Origin of the sequence: Sphingomonas sp. QA11 (genome assembly GCF_028473665.1) — a bacterium.
Taxonomy (GTDB): Bacteria; Pseudomonadota; Alphaproteobacteria; order Sphingomonadales; family Sphingomonadaceae; genus Sphingomonas; species Sphingomonas phytovorans.
Genome location: NZ_CP098774.1, coordinates 544,734 through 561,036 on the forward strand (window position 1 = coordinate 544,734; position 16,303 = coordinate 561,036).

Annotated in this window: 12 protein-coding genes; 7 read left to right on the top strand and 5 right to left on the bottom strand. The window is 64.5% G+C overall.

Annotated features, from left to right (window positions below; genetic code table 11):
• The first annotated feature begins 81 nt into the window (after nucleotides 1-81).
• The 6 genes from NDN01_RS02625 (at nucleotide 82) to NDN01_RS02650 (ending at nucleotide 6,100) form a co-directional block, all read left to right on the top strand.
• Nucleotides 82-1,167 (top strand): polysaccharide deacetylase family protein, encoded by a 1,086-nt coding sequence (locus NDN01_RS02625; protein WP_272625596.1) that lies wholly within the window; start codon nucleotides 82-84, stop codon nucleotides 1,165-1,167.
• 23 nt (nucleotides 1,168-1,190) lie between these two features.
• Nucleotides 1,191-2,336 (top strand): acyl-CoA dehydrogenase family protein, encoded by a 1,146-nt coding sequence (locus tag NDN01_RS02630; protein ID WP_272625597.1) that lies wholly within the window; start codon nucleotides 1,191-1,193, stop codon nucleotides 2,334-2,336.
• On the top strand, nucleotides 2,333-3,376 hold the full coding sequence (locus NDN01_RS02635; RefSeq protein WP_272625599.1) for an enoyl-CoA hydratase/isomerase family protein: 1,044 nt from the start codon (nucleotides 2,333-2,335) through the stop codon (nucleotides 3,374-3,376). The genes NDN01_RS02630 and NDN01_RS02635 overlap by 4 nt, the downstream gene beginning before the upstream one ends.
• A gap of 10 nt (nucleotides 3,377-3,386) precedes the next feature.
• Nucleotides 3,387-4,163, top strand: coding sequence for an enoyl-CoA hydratase (locus NDN01_RS02640; protein ID WP_272625601.1), 777 nt, complete (start codon nucleotides 3,387-3,389; stop codon nucleotides 4,161-4,163).
• Nucleotides 4,045-5,049 carry a 3-hydroxyisobutyrate dehydrogenase gene (gene mmsB, locus NDN01_RS02645; protein WP_272625603.1) on the top strand — a complete coding sequence of 335 codons (1,005 nt, stop codon included), beginning with the start codon at nucleotides 4,045-4,047 and terminating at the stop codon, nucleotides 5,047-5,049. The genes NDN01_RS02640 and mmsB overlap by 119 nt, the downstream gene beginning before the upstream one ends.
• A gap of 94 nt (nucleotides 5,050-5,143) precedes the next feature.
• Nucleotides 5,144-6,100: a hypothetical protein gene (locus NDN01_RS02650; RefSeq protein WP_272625605.1), complete on the top strand. Its 957-nt coding sequence runs from the start codon at nucleotides 5,144-5,146 to the stop codon at nucleotides 6,098-6,100.
• A 271-nt stretch (nucleotides 6,101-6,371) separates the two neighbouring features.
• On the opposite strand, the gene NDN01_RS02655 is transcribed toward NDN01_RS02650, so the two are convergent.
• Both NDN01_RS02655 and NDN01_RS02660 read right to left on the bottom strand, forming a co-directional pair.
• Entirely contained in the window at nucleotides 6,372-7,613 is a 1,242-nt protein-coding gene (locus tag NDN01_RS02655) for a hypothetical protein (RefSeq protein WP_272625606.1), read from the bottom strand.
• A 12-nt stretch (nucleotides 7,614-7,625) separates the two neighbouring features.
• Entirely contained in the window at nucleotides 7,626-9,419 is a 1,794-nt protein-coding gene (locus NDN01_RS02660) for a S8 family peptidase (RefSeq protein WP_272625607.1), read from the bottom strand.
• Nucleotides 9,420-9,885: 466 nt separating this feature from the next.
• Here NDN01_RS02660 and NDN01_RS02665 point away from each other — a divergent pair, with 466 nt between their 5' ends.
• Nucleotides 9,886-11,460, top strand: coding sequence for an alkaline phosphatase D family protein (locus NDN01_RS02665; RefSeq protein WP_272625610.1), 1,575 nt, complete (start codon nucleotides 9,886-9,888; stop codon nucleotides 11,458-11,460).
• A gap of 9 nt (nucleotides 11,461-11,469) precedes the next feature.
• Here NDN01_RS02665 and NDN01_RS02670 read toward each other — a convergent pair whose 3' ends face one another.
• From NDN01_RS02670 to NDN01_RS02680, 3 genes are all read right to left on the bottom strand, one after another.
• Nucleotides 11,470-12,444, bottom strand: coding sequence for a FecR family protein (locus tag NDN01_RS02670; protein ID WP_272625612.1), 975 nt, complete (start codon nucleotides 12,442-12,444; stop codon nucleotides 11,470-11,472).
• A gap of 86 nt (nucleotides 12,445-12,530) precedes the next feature.
• Nucleotides 12,531-13,106: an RNA polymerase sigma factor gene (locus NDN01_RS02675; RefSeq protein ID WP_272625614.1), complete on the bottom strand. Its 576-nt coding sequence runs from the start codon at nucleotides 13,104-13,106 to the stop codon at nucleotides 12,531-12,533.
• 142 nt (nucleotides 13,107-13,248) lie between these two features.
• A complete protein-coding gene (locus tag NDN01_RS02680; RefSeq protein ID WP_272625616.1) occupies nucleotides 13,249-16,227 on the bottom strand; it encodes a TonB-dependent receptor in 2,979 nt (992 codons plus the stop codon).
• Nucleotides 16,228-16,303: the final 76 nt, after the last annotated feature.

Consider the following 16,303-nt stretch of genomic DNA (forward strand, 5'->3'; position numbering starts at 1 on the left):
ATGGCCCGGCCGCGAAACCCCGTCCATCGCGCCTGTGGGAATTCTCCAACAAGCGCGATAGACCCCTTGCAGTGTCCGGAAATGATGAACGGGGATGCTGAGATGATCGCGGTGCGGGCGCTTCTGGCCGTCGTTGCGCTCGTCGGCGTGATGCTGCCGATCGGCGGCGCCGTCGACGCGCCTCGTTCCATCGGGAAGGCCCCTCAGCCACAAAAGACGATCGCCCTCAGCTTCGACGATATCCCCCGCGCGCCCGGCGCCTTCTATTCGAGGGAGGAGCGCACCGAGCGCCTGATCGCCGCGCTCAGGGCATCGGGCGTCACTCAGGCGGCCTTCTTCGTCAATCCAGGCCGCGTCGGCGCGAAGGACGGGTCGCTCGATCTGATCGAGGCCTATGCCGCCGCCGGGCATGTGCTGGCCGATCACAGCTTCTCGCACCGCAGCCTCGCGGCGGTGCCGGCCGCGGCGTTCCTCGCGGATGTCGACCAGGCCGAGGCATGGTTGAAGCATCAGCCGGGCTATCGTCCCTGGTTCCGTTTTCCCGGGCTCAACCAGGGTGGCGCGGATCGGGCCAAGCGTCGCGCGGTGCTTGACGGACTGAAGGCGCGGGGGCTTCTGGTTGGCGCGGTGACGATCGACGGATCGGACTGGTATCTCGAACGCTTGACGCTGGAGGCGGCGAGGGCGGGCAAGCCGATCGACGAGGATGCGCTCCACGACCTCTATATCGAGACGATGCTTCAGTCGGCGGAATTCTCCGATGCGCTGATGCGCAAGGCCATCGGGCGTTCGCCCGCGCACATGATGCTGCTGCATGAGACCGATCTCGCCGCACGCTATATCGGCGATCTTGTCGAGGCGCTGCGTAACAACGGGTGGCGGATCGTGACGGCCGATGCGGCCTATCGCGACCCGATCTATCACAGCGAGCCCAACGTCCCGACCTCGAACGGTACGTTGTCCGAGGCGATCGCGTGGGCAAAGAGCATCCCCGGTCCGCGCTGGTACGGCCGCAACGACGCCCGCATCGCCGGTGCGCTGTTCAACGATCGCGTGATGCACCAGCCTCCGGCTGTGGCGGCGTTCGGCGGCGCGCGTCGGGAATGCCGCATCCGGCGCAAGGACCCGCATCGCGCCTGCCCAGACCTCACTGCCAAGGCCGCCTAGACTTTTCTCTCAGGAACACCCGCATGACCCAGCAATTCGACATTACCGACGACCAGCGCGAGATCCAGGATCTCGCGCGCAAGTTCACCGCTGACCGCATCACGCCCTTCGCCGCCGAATGGGACGAGAAGCACATCTTCCCGCGCGAGACGATCAAGGCGGCGGCCGAGCTCGGCTTCGCCTCGATCTACGTCTCGGAGGAAAGTGGCGGCATCAATCTCGGCCGGCTGGAATCGGCGCTGATCATGGAGGCGATGGCCTATGGCTGCGCCTCCACCTCGGCCTTCATCTCGATCCACAACATGGCGTCCTGGATGATCGACCGCTTCGGCAGCCAGGCGGTGAAGGACAAATACCTCCCCCGCCTCGTCACGATGGACGAGATCGCCAGCTATTGCCTGACCGAGCCCGGCTCGGGCTCGGACGCCGCTGCGCTCAAGACGAGAGCGGTCAGGGACGGCGACGACTATATCGTGACCGGTTCCAAGCAGTTCATCTCGGGCGGCGGCGAGAACGAGATCTACGTCACCATGGTCCGCACCGGCGAGGAGGGGCCCAAGGGCATCTCGTGCCTGGTGATCGAGAAGGGCATGGCCGGCGTCAGCTTCGGCGCGAACGAGCGCAAGCTCGGCTGGCATTCGCAGCCGACCGCTCAGGTGATGTTCGACGGCGTCCGCGTGCCCAGGGAGAATCTGGTCGGCGCCGAGGGCGAGGGGTTCCGCATCGCGATGATGGGCCTTGACGGGGGGCGCCTGAACATCGGCGCCTGCTCGCTCGGCGGTGCGCAGCGCTGCCTCGACGAGGCGATCAAGTACACCAAGGACCGCAAGCAGTTCGGCACTGCCATCGCCGATTTCCAGAACACCCAGTTCATGCTCGCCGACATGGCGACTGAACTCGAGGCGGCGCGGGCGCTGCTGTACATGGCGGCGGCCAAGGTGACGGCCAACGCGCCCGACAAGACCAAGTTCGCGGCGATGGCCAAGCGCCTCGCCACTGACACCGGATCGTCAGTGGCCGACCGCGCGTTGCAGCTCCATGGCGGCTACGGCTATCTGATGGACTATCCGATCGAACGCTTCTGGCGCGACCTGCGCGTCCATTCGATCCTGGAGGGCACCAACCAGGTGATGCGGATGATCGTCGGCCGGGACCTGACACGGCAATGACCAACGACGTCCTCACCCAGCACGACGGCAAGGCTGCGCGTATCCGGCTCAATCGGCCCAAGGCGATCCATGCGCTCAATACCGCGATGTGCGTCGCGATCCTCGATGCGCTGGATGCATGGCGCACCGATCCCGATGTCGAGGCGGTGCTGATCGACCATGCCGAGGGTCGTGGTTTCTGCGCAGGCGGTGATATCCGCATGCTGGCGGAAAGCGGTGCGAAGGATGGTGTTGAAGCACGGGAATTCTTTCACACCGAATACCGGATGAATCACCGGCTGTTCACCTATGCCAAGCCGATCGTGGCTTTTATGGACGGCATCACCATGGGCGGTGGCGTCGGCCTGTCGCAGCCGGCGAAATATCGCGTGGCGACGGAGAATACCCGGTTCGCCATGCCTGAAACCGGGATCGGCCTGTTCCCGGATGTCGGCGGCGGCTGGTATCTCTCGCGCTTGCCGGGTCGCATCGGGCAATATCTCGCGCTGACCGGCCATCGTCTCGATGGCGCTGAGTGCCTCGCGCTGGGCCTGGCCAGCCAATACCTGCCGAGCGACCGGCTGGACGAGGTCAAGGCCCGTATCGCCGCGGAGCCCCAGCGGATCGCCGTGATTCTCGATGAGCTGTCGGCGCCGGCCCCGGATGCTCGCATCCTGGCGCATCGCGACGCGATCGACCGGCTGTTCGCGTCCGACGTGCTGGAGGAAATCTTCGCCGCGCTGGAGGCTGATCCCGGCGAATGGGCCCAAGCTCAACTCGCCACCTTGCGCACGAAATCGCCGCAGACGATGAAGGTCTCGCTGCGCTTGCTCCACGAAGGCGCGATGATGCCGACCTTCGAGGACGAGATGCGCCAGGAATATGCCGTCGGCGCGCATGTCGTGCAGCGCCACGATTTCCTCGAAGGTGTCCGCGCGGTCATTGTCGACAAGGACAATGCGCCGCGATGGGATCCGCCGACGCCAGAAGGCGTCACCGATCACGTCATCGACCAGATCTTCGCGCCCTTGCCCGATGGCGAGGCGTGGACTCCCGCATAAGGAACCTTCCATGGTAGAGTATGAAACCCTCCTCGTCGAACAGCGCGGCGCCGTCACGCTGATCACGCTCAACCGGCCCCAGGCGTTGAACGCGCTCAACAGCCGGGTGCTCGCCGACCTGATCGCCGCGACGGCCGCGTTCGATGCCGATGAAAGCCAGGGCTGTGCCGTCGTCACCGGCAACGAAAAGGCCTTCGCCGCCGGCGCCGACATCAAGGAGATGCAGGCCCAGGGCTTTGCCGAGATGTACGGTCACAATTTCTTCGCCGGCTGGGAGAAGTTCACGGCGACGCGCAAGCCGATCATCGCCGCGGTCGCCGGCTTCGCGCTTGGCGGCGGCTGTGAGCTGGCGATGATGTGCGACTTCATCCTTGCCGCCGACACGGCGAAGTTCGGCCAGCCCGAGATCAAGCTGGCCGTCGGCCCCGGCATGGGTGGCTCGCAGCGTCTGACGCGTGCGGTGGGCAAGGCGAAGGCGATGGAGATGTGCCTGACCGGCCGGATGATGGGCGCCGAGGAGGCTGAACGCGCTGGTCTCGTCAGCCGCATCGTCCCCGCTGCCGACCTGGTCGAGGAAGCGGTGAAGACCGCTGCCACGATCGCGTCGATGGCGCCGCTTGCCATCAAGGCCAACAAGGAGATGGTCAACGCGGCGTTCGAAACGGGGCTTGCCATGGGCGTGCAGTTCGAGCGGCGCCTGTTTCACGGCCTGTTCGGCACGGCGGATCAGAAGGAAGGCATGGCGGCGTTCGTGGAGAAGCGCCCCGGTAACTGGACGGGAAAATAACATGGCACGCGTAGGATTCATTGGCCTCGGCAACATGGGTGGCGGCATGGCCGCGAACCTCGCGAAGAAGGGGCATGACGTTCGCGCCTTCGATCTCTCCGCGGAAGCGCTGGAGCGTGCGAAGGCAGCGGGCTGCCTGCCCGTCGCCAGCGCGCAAGAAGCGGCCGACGGTGCCGAGGCGATCATCACCATGTTGCCCGCCGGCAAGCATGTGGAGCAGGTCTATACCGAGAGCCTGTTCGGCACCGCGCCCGCCTCGGCGATCCTGATCGACTGTTCGACGATCGACGTCGCCACCGCCAAGCGCGTCGGCGAAGCAGCGCTGGCCAGGGGCCTGACGGCGGTCGACGCGCCCGTTTCCGGCGGCATCGGTGCGGCCAATGCCGGCACGCTCACCTTCATGGTCGGCGGCAGCGCGGAGGCGTTCGACCGGGCCGAGCCTTTCCTGTCCGACATGGGCAAGGCGGTGATCCATGCCGGCCCAAGCGGCACCGGCCAGACCGCGAAGATCGCCAACAACATGCTGCTCGGCGCGACCATGGTCGCGACATGCGAGGCTTTCCTGCTTGCGCGGAAGCTCGGGCTCGATCCGCAGAAATTCTTCGATATCTCCTCGGTCTCGTCGGGCCAGAGCTGGTCGATGACCAGCTACGCCCCGCTGCCCGGCGTCGGCCCGGACACGCCGGCCGATCATGACTATCAGGGCGGCTTCGCGACAGCGCTGATGCTCAAGGACCTGCGCCTCGCCATGGAAGCGGCGGCGGGGGCGCACGCCGATACGCCGATGGGCGCGAAGGCGGCCGAACTCTACGAGAAGTTCGCGGACGAAGGGCAGGGCGGGCTGGATTTTTCCGGCATCATCAGGATGCTCGACCGGGGCGCCTGATCTTTCGTCGACGACGTACGGGCATCTTGCATGCAATATTGATATCATGCATCCTGCCTCCAAGGGCGGACAACGCCGTTGGAGGGGGAATGCGATGAAGGTCCTGTTCTATCTTGGTGCGGCTATGGTCGCGGTCTCGACTGCCTGCGTGGCCGCTGCGCAGTTCGTGCCGCAGACCGAACCAATGCCCGCCGCGCCGAAGATCGCCGAGAACTACTGGTCGGCGAAGCCGACCAGACCAACCCCCTATGTGGCGCCGAACAAGGTTCATTGGAAACTGTCCGAAATCCTCGCCGCGCACCGTGGCAGGACTGACTGGGTCCAGCCGATCGTTCGCAACCAGGAACAGGATGCGGACTATATCTCGCTGGGCGCCGGCAAGAAGACCAAGGCGCGCATGTACGCCGACGACCGGGTCGCCTGGATCGTGCAGGACGGATCGATGAAGGTGACGATCGACGGCGTCGAGCCGTTTGTCGCGACCAAGGGCTTCATGGTCAGCGTGCCGTTCCGCCATCTCTATACGATCGAGACGGTGGGCGATAAGCCGTCGCTGCGCTTCGAGGTGCGCCAAGCCGGCTCGCCGCCGCTCTTCCCGCTATCCGAAACGCCGGAGGCCTATCCGGGCCGCACCTATGTGAAGGTGCGCGGCAATCCGGGGCCCGCGACGATCGCCACGGGCGGGACGAGCAACCCGATCTGGGTCGATTTCCAAAAGGACATCGCGGTCGGCGACAAGACGTATAACGGCAAGTTCGTGTGGGACGATCATTTCACCTCGAACATCCTGCGCGGCAAGGCGCAGCCGGTACCGCCGGCGACCAACAAGGGGCATTTCCATGTCGACTGGACCGAGTTCTGGTTCATCATGGAAGGCAGGATCGGCTATCAGATTGAGGGCTTCCCCTATTTCGAGGCTGACCAGGGCGACATCGTCACCGCTGCCAAGGGTCGCTGGCACCGCGCCGGCAACAGCCCGCTGGCGCCGATGTCGACGCGCATTCCGTTTAACCCTCGTCCGGTGATCCTGCATAATTTCGAGCCGGAGTGACCTTCGTCACCTTTCGGGGCGCGACGGGGTCGCTGGCGGGGAAAGTATCTTCCAGCGCCTCGTCGAGCCAGCGGTCGAGATCGGCAGGCGGCTTCGGATCGTCCGGCAGCGGTGAGTCGGTTCGCGGAGCGTCGGCCTGTTCCATCAAATCCTCCTGCGCAACGTGCGGATGGCTGTCGCACCCGTCACATCAGCGATCACAGCTTAAGATAGGTAGCCGTCCCCATCGCGGCAACGCGCAGGGAGCTATGACCCATTCCGTCGGCGCGGCTCAAAAGCCGATCGGATCAAGGAGATCGATCGGCGCCGGGTGAAGCGCCGGCGTCTGCACCGTGAATTTATACCCGTCCTGCGCGGCGTGAGAGAAGAATGCCGCGAGGCTGTCTGCGCCGTCGTCCCACTGAGGTGACAATGGCTTGTGATCCCTGGCCTGTTGATCACGCGTGGTGGCGCGTTCCTTCGCGCGGAGCAGGTCGATATCGGCCACTTCGCCGGTCAGGTGGATGGTATAGCGATCCTCCTTTGGCCGCGCCCTGACCAGCATCTCGAACGTCGCGCGATCCGGATTCTCATATTTGCCGCTAGCCGACGCGACATAGTGATCCGCCGTCACGCGCTCGAAGAATTCCCCAGCCATATTCCGGTCGCTGCCATGGTGCTGCATCTTGAGGATGTCGACATGCAGCCTGCCCTGATCGAGCAACCCGGCATTCCCAAGCCCGGTCAGGATATAGTCCCCGCGGGCATCTCCGGTGAGGAGCATCGACTTGTCGCGATACGTGGCCAGCAGAACGATGCTCGACAGGTTCGGGATAGACGTGTCCGAATAGGCCGCGAGCGACGCAGCCGGCCCCTTGGGTAATTCCTGGGCGAACTTGTCGCGTAGCGCCTTGAGCTGGTCGGGCAATGGGCCAACGACATGAAGCCGAAGCTGATCCCCGAACGGAACGGGCTGGCTAGGGTCTGCACCCGGCTGGACCAGGCCGTCAAATCCCTGATTCGTCGGAATATCGAGCAATTTCGTGTCATTACGCAACTGTGCGCCCTGGCCGACACTCGCCAATATCTTGATCGCCGCGTGCTCGTCTTCATTATCCGTATCGAGAGCAGCGATGTCGCCGAAACTCTGCGTGCCGAAAGAGGCGAATACCGATGCCCTGACATCATTGGGATTGCCGCCGGCGATCCGCTCGAAGCTGTTGTGCCAGAGCTGGCGTACTGGCCAGTCCCAGGGCCGGTGATCGGTCTTCGCGTCGCGCCAGTCTTCGGTGAAGTCGATGATGCCACGAATATGATCATCGTCGATATGGCTGACGACCAGCAGGTCGATCGCGAAGGCGCTGCCGGGGCGCTTTGCCTTCAGCGTCTTCAGCCGGGGCTTGAGCGTCTTGCCATAGACCTGGGAGGGGCCCCCATCGATCAGGATCGTGCCCGGTGCGGTCGCCGGACCGTAATGCAGCAGCAGGCAATCGCCATGACGCGCGGCCAGGGGTTCCAGCGTGAAATGCTCCATCGATAGGCTCCTTTAGTAGGATTGAAGGGCGCGCAACGTGTCGAGCAGACCATGTCCCTGGAAAGCGCGCTCGCGGCCGAGGTCGGTCGCGCTCTCGCACAGCAGTTGCTTGATCTGCCGTGGTTGCCCGATCAACTCGGGAAAGCGGGCCATCAGCATGGCGGCCGCCGCGCTGACGTGCGGTGTCGCCTGGCTGGTTCCATCGAGCGGTCCGTACTCGCCGCCGGGGAGCGTGCTCCTGATACGCTCGCCCGGCGCGACCAGATCGGGTTTCAGGCGTCCGTCGCCGGTTGGCCCCCGGCTCGAGAAATAGGAGACGCCAAAAGTATGGGGTTCGCGTTTGTGCGTGGAACCGACCGTGATCACTGAATCGGCGTTGCCTGGATCAGTGATGCTCAACGTCGCATAGCCGCGATAGAGTCCCTTCGCCGTGGCGAAACCCTGATAGCCGTTATTGCCGGCCGCGGCGACGACGGTCACGCCGGCCCCGACCAGCCGTTCGCATTCATCGCAGATCGGCGTTCTTCCACAGGCGTAGTTTTCGACTGCGTGGGGAATGGAAAGGCTCAGATTGACGCCGTGAACCGCGATATGTTCGTTACGCCCATTAAGATAGCGGACGAACTGGAGAGCGCTGATCACCGCGAATTCGGTGTCTTCCTCGGCGGTCTCTCCCTCGTCCGGTGCGGGCGCGATAATACGAAGATCGAGCAGATGAATGTCAGGGCAAAGCCCGATGACGATGGGTTCGCCATCCTCGTCGCGCCAATTGGCGCCGATGATGCCCGCGACATGGGTACCATGGCCATCGGTCGGTGGAGACGGATCCTGCAATCGGATGAGCCGTTCGATCGAGGACCAGTCCATCGTGTCGGTATCTAGGGCGCGGTAGATCGCGGTGAGGAGTTCAACTCCATCGGCGATCGTAACGCCTGCGGCGGCGCAGCATCGGGCCAGTTGCGGATTGTTCGCCGGATTGGTCCGATAGGCGGCGTTCAACAGCGGGCGAAGGCTGGTGAGATCATAGGCGCCTGAAATACGGGAGGTGCCGCCGTCGTTGAAGGCCGGGTGACCGGCGTCGATGCCGGAATCGATGACCGCCCAGCAGATATCAGCACATTTGACCTCGAAGACACGGAATGCTGCATCTGCCTTGACCGTGCTGCGGGCCTGCTCGTCCGAAAGGTCGAGCGGCCGGTTCATCGCCACGCGCCAGATCGCGCCCGTCGCGGGTGCATCGGCAAGGTGTGCGATCAGCTTTTCGGCGTTGCTGAAGCTTGCGGAGAAAAAATCGCCATCCCGGGGCTTTGCAGGTCCGGTGCGCAAGGCTTCGCGGTCGGCCAGGATTGCGCCAATCAACACGGCAATTCGACCTATTTCGAAATCCGACATCTCCTTGTCGCGGGGCGATTCAGAAACGGCCAGACGACGACTGCGCTCGAACACGAGGTGCAACCAGCCCTCGCGATAGTCGTTGCGCCGCGCAAGCGCGACGGCGGCCTTGGCCCAATGCGTGCGCGGCAGGATAAGCTGGCAGAATTCATCGAACGTCAGGCGCATCGCGACGAAGCCTCGCAACGCCGCGGGGCATGTCGCGATCAGGTCGGTGTCGCCGGGCGCTTCCAATATTTCCCGCAGCAGGCGATTGGCCGAATCGGTGTTGAGCGGCGTGATCAACAGGTCGTGCCGCTGGTCCGGCGTCGCGGCATAAGCATACCAGACTTCAGGAAGAATCGGAGTGTCCTGGGTAAAACGCTGCCGTACACCCATCGAGAACAATAAGGTATCGACCTCCGCCGGCTGCATTCTTCCCCCTCTTTCACGTCCCGCGACACAGGATTCGGAATATCTTACCAATTGTGAATGACACGACTACGGCAAGTTCAGGCAGCCGGCCTGATACCGGCAAATCGAGGTTGCGTGTTTTTGCCTTTTACCAGAAGCCAGCAGCATGCGATAAGCCACCGACTGCCGCAAGTCCTTGCTTCGATGACAATGTGGAGTATCATGATTTTCGGATTGAAGACCTGGGACGATTACAGGGAAACGATATAGGCGACCTGCTTGTCCTGGATATTTGCTGCATCGGCAATGAATCGCGGTAAAATACGCAGGGCGATTTATATCCCGCGGACGGTGAAGCCAGGCCCGTGGAACGGATCGTCGCCTGGCGCCGAGGCGCGGACCCGGGTATGTCGCGAGCACGTCACAATCGGAGGCGAGAGACTCAGGGCGGCTCGCCTTTTCACGGTCGCGGATGTGTGGGGTGCCAGTGCTTCGTAAGACTCGTCGGGATATCCTGAAGGCCGGTGCGATCGCCGCGCCCGCTTTGTTGACTTTCTCCGCACGCGCCGGCGTTCTGCTCGGCAGCGATACGCCTTTCACGCTCGGCGTGGCATCGGGTGAGCCGTCACCTGACGGGATGGTCCTGTGGACGCGTCTCGCGCCGCACCCGCTTGAGGCCGGGGGCGGCATGCCGCCACGCCGTGTCCCGGTGCGCTGGCAGGTGGCGGAGGATGAAGGATTCGCCCGCGTCGTCCGGTCGGGAACTGCCGCCGCCGATCCGGTGGCCGGCCATTCGGTGCATGTCGAAGTGTCGGGCCTGCGTCCGGGGCGTTCCTATTTTTATCGGTTCGTCGCCGATGGCGTGGCGAGTCCGGTTGGCAGGACGCGGACGGCTCCGGCGCCGGGGGCGATCGTCGACAACCTCCGTTTCTGCTTCGGCTCATGCCAGAAATACGAGGCCGGTCACTATGCCGCCTGGCGCCACGTCGTCGCCGACGACCCCGAGCTGATCCTGTTCCTCGGCGACTATATCTATGAGAATGCCCCGGGCAATGGCGGCGTCCGTCGCCATCTCAATCCCGAACCCTTCGATGTGGCGGGCTATCGGATCCGCTACGCAACCTACAAGATGGACCCGCTGCTCCAGGCGGCTCATGCCGCCGCGCCGTGGATTGTCACCTGGGACGATCACGAGGTGGCGAATGATTATGCCGGTGCGCTGGACGAGCATAATGGCGATCCCGTTGCATTTCTCGCGCGGCGTGCGGCGGCCTATCAAGTATATTGGGAGCACCTGCCGCTACGGGCGGCCGCCCGTCCCTCGGGACCCGATGCACGTCTCTACCGGACGTTGAACTGGGGAGCGCTCGCCCAGTTCCAGGTGATCGACGACCGGCAGTTTCGCGGCACCCGCGCCTGCCAGCCGCCGGAACTGCTCGCTGAGCATCGCGATTATCTGGTCGGGGTGCTCGATTGCCCGCAGCGCCACGATACATCCCGTACGATGCTCGGCGACGTCCAGGAGCGCTGGCTGCTCGACGCGCTAGGCAAGACGCGCGCGCAGTGGAATTTCCTCGCGCAGCAGACCCTGATGACGCCGTTCGCGATGATCGATCCGCGTCATCCGGAACAGGGCGCGGTCGTCCATCCGGCCGATCGCTGGGAAGGCTATCCGGCCGCGCGCGACCGGATCTTCCGCCGCTGGGCGGAGGCGAAGACGCCCAACCCCGTGGTGTTGAGCGGCGATATCCACGCCTTCACCGCCACCGATATCCATCACCCCGATCATCCCGATGCTACTCCGGTCGCCGCGGAGTTCGTCGGAGGATCGATCACCTCGCTCAACAACCATCCCGGATGGCGTGAAGAGGCTAAAGCGAACCCCGGGATTCGCTTCGCCGAGAACGAGGTGCGCGGCTATGCCAGGGTGGACTTGAGCGGGAAGGGCAGCGAAGTGCTGTTTCGCGGCCTGGCCGATGCCCGCAATCCCGATTCCACCGTGTCGACGATTGCGCGCTTTGAGGTGGAATCCGGGCGGGCCGGCATTGCCGACGCAAGCTGACGGGGCCGGTCAGGACGACAGGACGATCCGGTCCCGCCGCACCTCGGCGCGAATGCCGAAATTGAGGCGAAGGGCTTTCAGGAATTCGCTGGGGTCGTTAGTGAGGAAACGGCCACCCAGCCGTACCTGGCCCATGTCGGCGCGTGCCAGCTCGATCGGTGTTGGCAGGTAGCGGTTATATTCGGCGATCGCCTCCGTCAGGGGCTGGCCGTCGAACAGGATCTCGCCCTCCTGCCAGGCCGAGAGCGTCTGGATCTCACCGTCCGACAGGGGCCTTGCCTGCTGTTTGCCATCGGTGACGACCAGCTTGCGGCGCTCCGCCACAAGCGCGGTCCCGGAACGGCCATGGAGCGGCAGTATCCAGGCCTTGCCGGCGATGGTCGCAAGGTCGACGATCTCTCCGGCGTGCAAGCGTACGTTGAACCGGCCGGGCCCCAGGCGAAACCGCGCCGCACCGACATGAAGCGTGCAGGGCTGGGTGCCTTGCGGAAGGTCGAGGGCGAGTTCGCCCCGTTCAAGCTCGACTTCGAGCTGGCTTTCGGCCAACCACCAGCGCAACCGGCCTCCGGTATTGAGGTCGAGGCAGGTATGATCCGCCACGTAGAAGCGCCTGCGCTCGCCGACCGCCGTTTCCACGGTATGGGCCGCCGCCTGGCTCGCGATGAAGACGGCGCCACCCGCCGCCAGCGCCCCGGCCATGCCGAAGGCTGCCTTGATCGCGGTGCGCCGCGGCAGTGCCATACGGGGAGCAGCCATGATTGGCGGGGCTGCCGCATCGGCTGGTTCATGTGCGGAATGGCCAGCGCGCAAGCGATCGAGGTCGCGCCACACGGCATTCATCCGAATGAAGGCGAGGGCATGGGCAGGGTCGGAGGCGCGCCATGCCTCGAAGACCGCCAGATCGGCGCGTCCGGCGTCGAGTGCGGCGAGCCAATCGGCCGCTTCGGCCTCGATTCGCTCCTGGCGCTCGATCGATAGGGTCAAAATGCTCTTCTCATGTCCGTGGGAATGCCGATCACCTCCCGATGATTAGCGGAAGCGAAACCGCCATGCCAACGACACGATTTTCTTCATGCCTGCCGTCGTGTGGTGTCGCTCGTCTCGATCGAACCGGCTGGATCGACCGGAATGGGAAGGTCGCGCAGGGCTCGAGACAGCAGCAATATGCCGCGCGACAGATGCTTCTCCACCGTCGACAGGCTGAGCCCGAGACGTTCGGCGATTATTCGGGGCGGCAATTCCTCGAACTTGCGCAACAGGACAACGCGCCGGCACGAGGGAGGCAGGGCATCGATCGCCGTCATCATGCGCCTCAGTTCGTCGCGGCCCGCCGCGATGGCGAAACTGTCGGGCGCCGGGTCGGGGTGCTCGGCCTCTTCGAGCGCGGCGAACTGGCGCATGGGCACGATCCGCGCGCGGCGCATCCGCTGGAGCGCCGCGTTGCGCATGATGCGGACGGCATAGGCGGCGGGGTTGGCGATCTGGTCCCAGCGGTCGAGCTGGAGAAGCTGGGTATAGGCCTCGTGCAGCAGGTCGCGGGCCTCGTCGTCGTCCAGGGCCCAGCGCCGCGCCTGGCGCAGCAACTCGCTTTCATGGGGAAGGACTGACGATGCGAACCATGCATCGATCGGGCGAAGCCAGGACATGGATCGGGGAAATGCTCGATTCTGGATGTTTCCCGACTGCCCTAGGGCTGGATTGATACGGTGCTGTGACAGGATCCGGTCACGCCGGTGATTTTCGCGAAGGCGGCGTCCTCCGGGCACCGGTGCCCGGAGGACGCGGCGGTCACTTCCTGTCGCCGGGCTTGAAGACGAGCCCGAACCACACGGTGCGGCCCACTGGATAGCGTGTCTGCAGCAACTCCCGATTCTGGCCGAGATGTGCTTCGAACGCTGTGTTCGTCACGTTCTGGACCTGACCGATCACCTGCAGCCAGGGGGTCACGTTATAGCTTGCATGCAGATCGAGCTGGTCGCGCGAATCCGCCCAGATATCACGCCAGCTGAACTGCGAATCGACCGACACTGGGGATGCGCCGATCCGGTTGAACGCAGCCCGCAGGCTGAACGGGCCGTCCACATAGAAGAGCGTTGCGTTGTAGATATGGTTCGGCTGGTTGAAGAGCGCGTCGATCCGGCGAGTGGCGCCGTTGGTCGACACGAAGTCGAAATGGCCGTCGAGCCAGGTGGCGTTGAGCGACACGCCGAGATTGGCGAGCGGGCCCGGCAGGAAATCGAGCCTGTCCTTGACGATCTGTATCTCAGCGCCCTTCACTGCGGCGCGTGAGGCGTTGACCGGCTGGGTGATCGTCGCGCCATAGGTTACGCCATCGGTATAGACGCCGGTTCCGACTGTCGACTTGGTGAAGATCTCGTCGTGGATGTCCTTATAGAACAGGGCCACCGAGAGGAGCCCGCCCGCGCCGAGATACCATTCGCCCGACAGGTCGTAGTTCCAGGAACGGCGTGGCTTCAGATCGGGGTTGCCCTGGTTGATCGTCAGCGGAGTGAGCGTCGATGAAAGATCGAGCGACATGGTCGTGGTCGCGCCATATTGGCCGTAATCGGGGCGGCCGATCGTCTCGCTGATGCCGCCGCGCAGCTTGACCGCGCTCGTGACGTTCCATGTCGCCACCGCTGATGGCAGGGCATAGGCATAGCTGCGCTGGCGCGACACCAGCGCGCTGCCGCCGTTGAGATGAGTCGTCACGCCGACCGAGGTGCTGTCGTACCGAAGTCCGGCCTGCAGGTTCAGGGCATCGCCCTGCCAGCGGAGCTGGCCATAGCCGGCCGTGATGGATTCGCGCAGTTCGTAGAAAGCGTTGTTGCCGTCGGCGACGCGCGCCGTCGACTGGCGGAACCATTCGGGATGGTTGAGCAGCACTGCCTTCGCCTTGGCCGCGTCGATCAGGTAGAAGTTGACGCCCGGCGCGGAAAGCGGAGTCAGTACGGTCGATTGCGAATATTGGTCGAGATTGCCGATCAGCGCCGCCGAGGCGGCATCCTTCGCAAACCATTCGCGATAGTTGAGCAGGCTTTCGACATGAGTCAGCGTCTGGTTGACGCCGGCCTGGATGCCGAGGCCGCGATCGTTGGCGCCGAAATTCCACGACAGCTCGCCGTGCAGGCCGCGTACCCGGTTGTCGATGTCGTAGACGATGTCGCGCCAGTAGCGCGGCCCGTAGCTGGCGGCCTTTGCGGCCGCCACCGGATCGTTCAGCGCGATCGTGGGCTGGCCGTTGGCGCTCTGGTAGCTATAGCCATAGGCGGGAAGATTGGATGTGGCGGCCGAGCTGGGGGTGATGACCATCCCCGTGTTCCATTTATACATCCAGCGATCTTCATTGTAGTGCGCCTGGGAGTTCGACGCGCCGGCGGTCAGCTTGAGCGTGTCGCTGAAGTCGTAGTGCGCGTTGCCGTTGACCAGCCAGGTACGGCGCTTTTCCGGCTGGGCAACGAGGCCGAGCTGGTAGTTGCCGGTGTTCAGCTTGCCTTTGTCGGCCGACGCGCCCGGCGTGTAGCTGCTGGAGGGAAGGGCGAGCGCCTCGTAGCGGTCCTCGTCCGAGAGCTCGTGATAATAGCCGCCGAAGACCGACACGCCGAAGCGGTCGTTCGGACGATATTCGAGCTTGGCGTTGACGCTGTAGCGTTCGCGTTTCTCATCAAAGGCATAATCCTGCACGCGCACGGGCACGGCGCGTCCGGTCGAGTTGGCGATGTCCCCGGTCGCTGCGCCCGCGGCGGTGTAGTAGGTCCAGCCGGCACCGGCTGTGTCCCCCGGCAGGTTCGCCAGCGCCGAGGCGTGGAGCTGCTGATATTCGCCCGACACGACCAGGCCGAATTCACGGTTCGCGCCGAACAGGACCGCGCCGGTCGCGTCAGCCCGGATATTGGCGTTCCTGTCGGGAACGACCTTCCCGGTCTGCGACGTCCAGCCGCCCATTGCCTGCGCGGTAAGCGAGGTGCCCGTGTCGAACGCGCTCTTGGTCACGAGGTTGAGCTGGCCGCCGAGCGCGTGCGGATCATATTGCGCGGTCACGGTCTTGATCGCCTGGATCTCGCTGACCAGCGAGGCAGGCAGCATGGCGAGTTGTGCACCGCGATAGCTGCTGTCGGCGCTGGCGATCTGCGCGCCGTCGACGGTCACGAGATTGTAGCGGCTGTCGAGCCCGCGGATCGTGACATATTGATAATTGTCGTGACCGCGGCTCGAATCGCGGTCGGTCATCACAGAAATGCCGGGGATGCGCCGCGCGGCTTCGACGATGTTGACGTCCGGGAGCTGGCTCACCTCGTCCTGGCTGACCGCATCGATGATCTGGCTGCTCTTGCGCTTGGTATCCAGCGCGCGGCGGGTGGCGAGGCGGAAGCCGGTGACGACGATGTCGCCATCGCTCGACGCTGCTTCATCGCTGGCCGGTGCCGCTGCATTGGTTCGCTGCTCCCCGGCGGTCAGCAGGATATGGCCTTCGCCCGCCTCCCGCACGGTGAGCGCGGTACCGGCGATGAGCCGGCGCACGGCATCAAGCGGCGTCATCCGGCCCTTCAGCGGCGCCACATGGTGGCCGGAAGCGCGATCGAACGGGAAGGATATCTGGATCCCCGCCTGGCGTCCGACCTCATTCAGGGCAACGGTCAGGTCGGATGCCGGAATATCGAGCGCGATTGTGCGGGACGCAGCCGCTGCCGGAGCGGCAAGGCAAGCGGATGCCGGGGCAAGCGCGATACCTGACAGCAGCAAGGTGATAGCCGAACGACGACGCATGACGAGAAACCCCCTGCGGCGGAATGCCGCGTCGCAGGCTCGATGCTTTGGGCGCGCCAAACCGCTATGGCGGGAA

What these genes read in the sequence shown, in the direction of transcription:
- NDN01_RS02655 (WP_272625606.1), bottom strand. Translation starts at nt 7,613, where the DNA reads ATGGAGCATTTCACGCTGGAACCCCTGGCCGCGCGTCATGGCGATTGC.
- NDN01_RS02680 (WP_272625616.1), bottom strand. Translation starts at nt 16,227, where the DNA reads ATGCGTCGTCGTTCGGCTATCACCTTGCTGCTGTCAGGTATCGCGCTT.
- NDN01_RS02635 (WP_272625599.1), top strand. Translation starts at nt 2,333, where the DNA reads ATGACCAACGACGTCCTCACCCAGCACGACGGCAAGGCTGCGCGTATC.
- NDN01_RS02640 (WP_272625601.1), top strand. Translation starts at nt 3,387, where the DNA reads ATGGTAGAGTATGAAACCCTCCTCGTCGAACAGCGCGGCGCCGTCACG.
- NDN01_RS02650 (WP_272625605.1), top strand. Translation starts at nt 5,144, where the DNA reads ATGAAGGTCCTGTTCTATCTTGGTGCGGCTATGGTCGCGGTCTCGACT.
- NDN01_RS02675 (WP_272625614.1), bottom strand. Translation starts at nt 13,106, where the DNA reads ATGTCCTGGCTTCGCCCGATCGATGCATGGTTCGCATCGTCAGTCCTT.
- NDN01_RS02660 (WP_272625607.1), bottom strand. Translation starts at nt 9,419, where the DNA reads ATGCAGCCGGCGGAGGTCGATACCTTATTGTTCTCGATGGGTGTACGG.
- NDN01_RS02625 (WP_272625596.1), top strand. Translation starts at nt 82, where the DNA reads ATGATGAACGGGGATGCTGAGATGATCGCGGTGCGGGCGCTTCTGGCC.
- NDN01_RS02630 (WP_272625597.1), top strand. Translation starts at nt 1,191, where the DNA reads ATGACCCAGCAATTCGACATTACCGACGACCAGCGCGAGATCCAGGAT.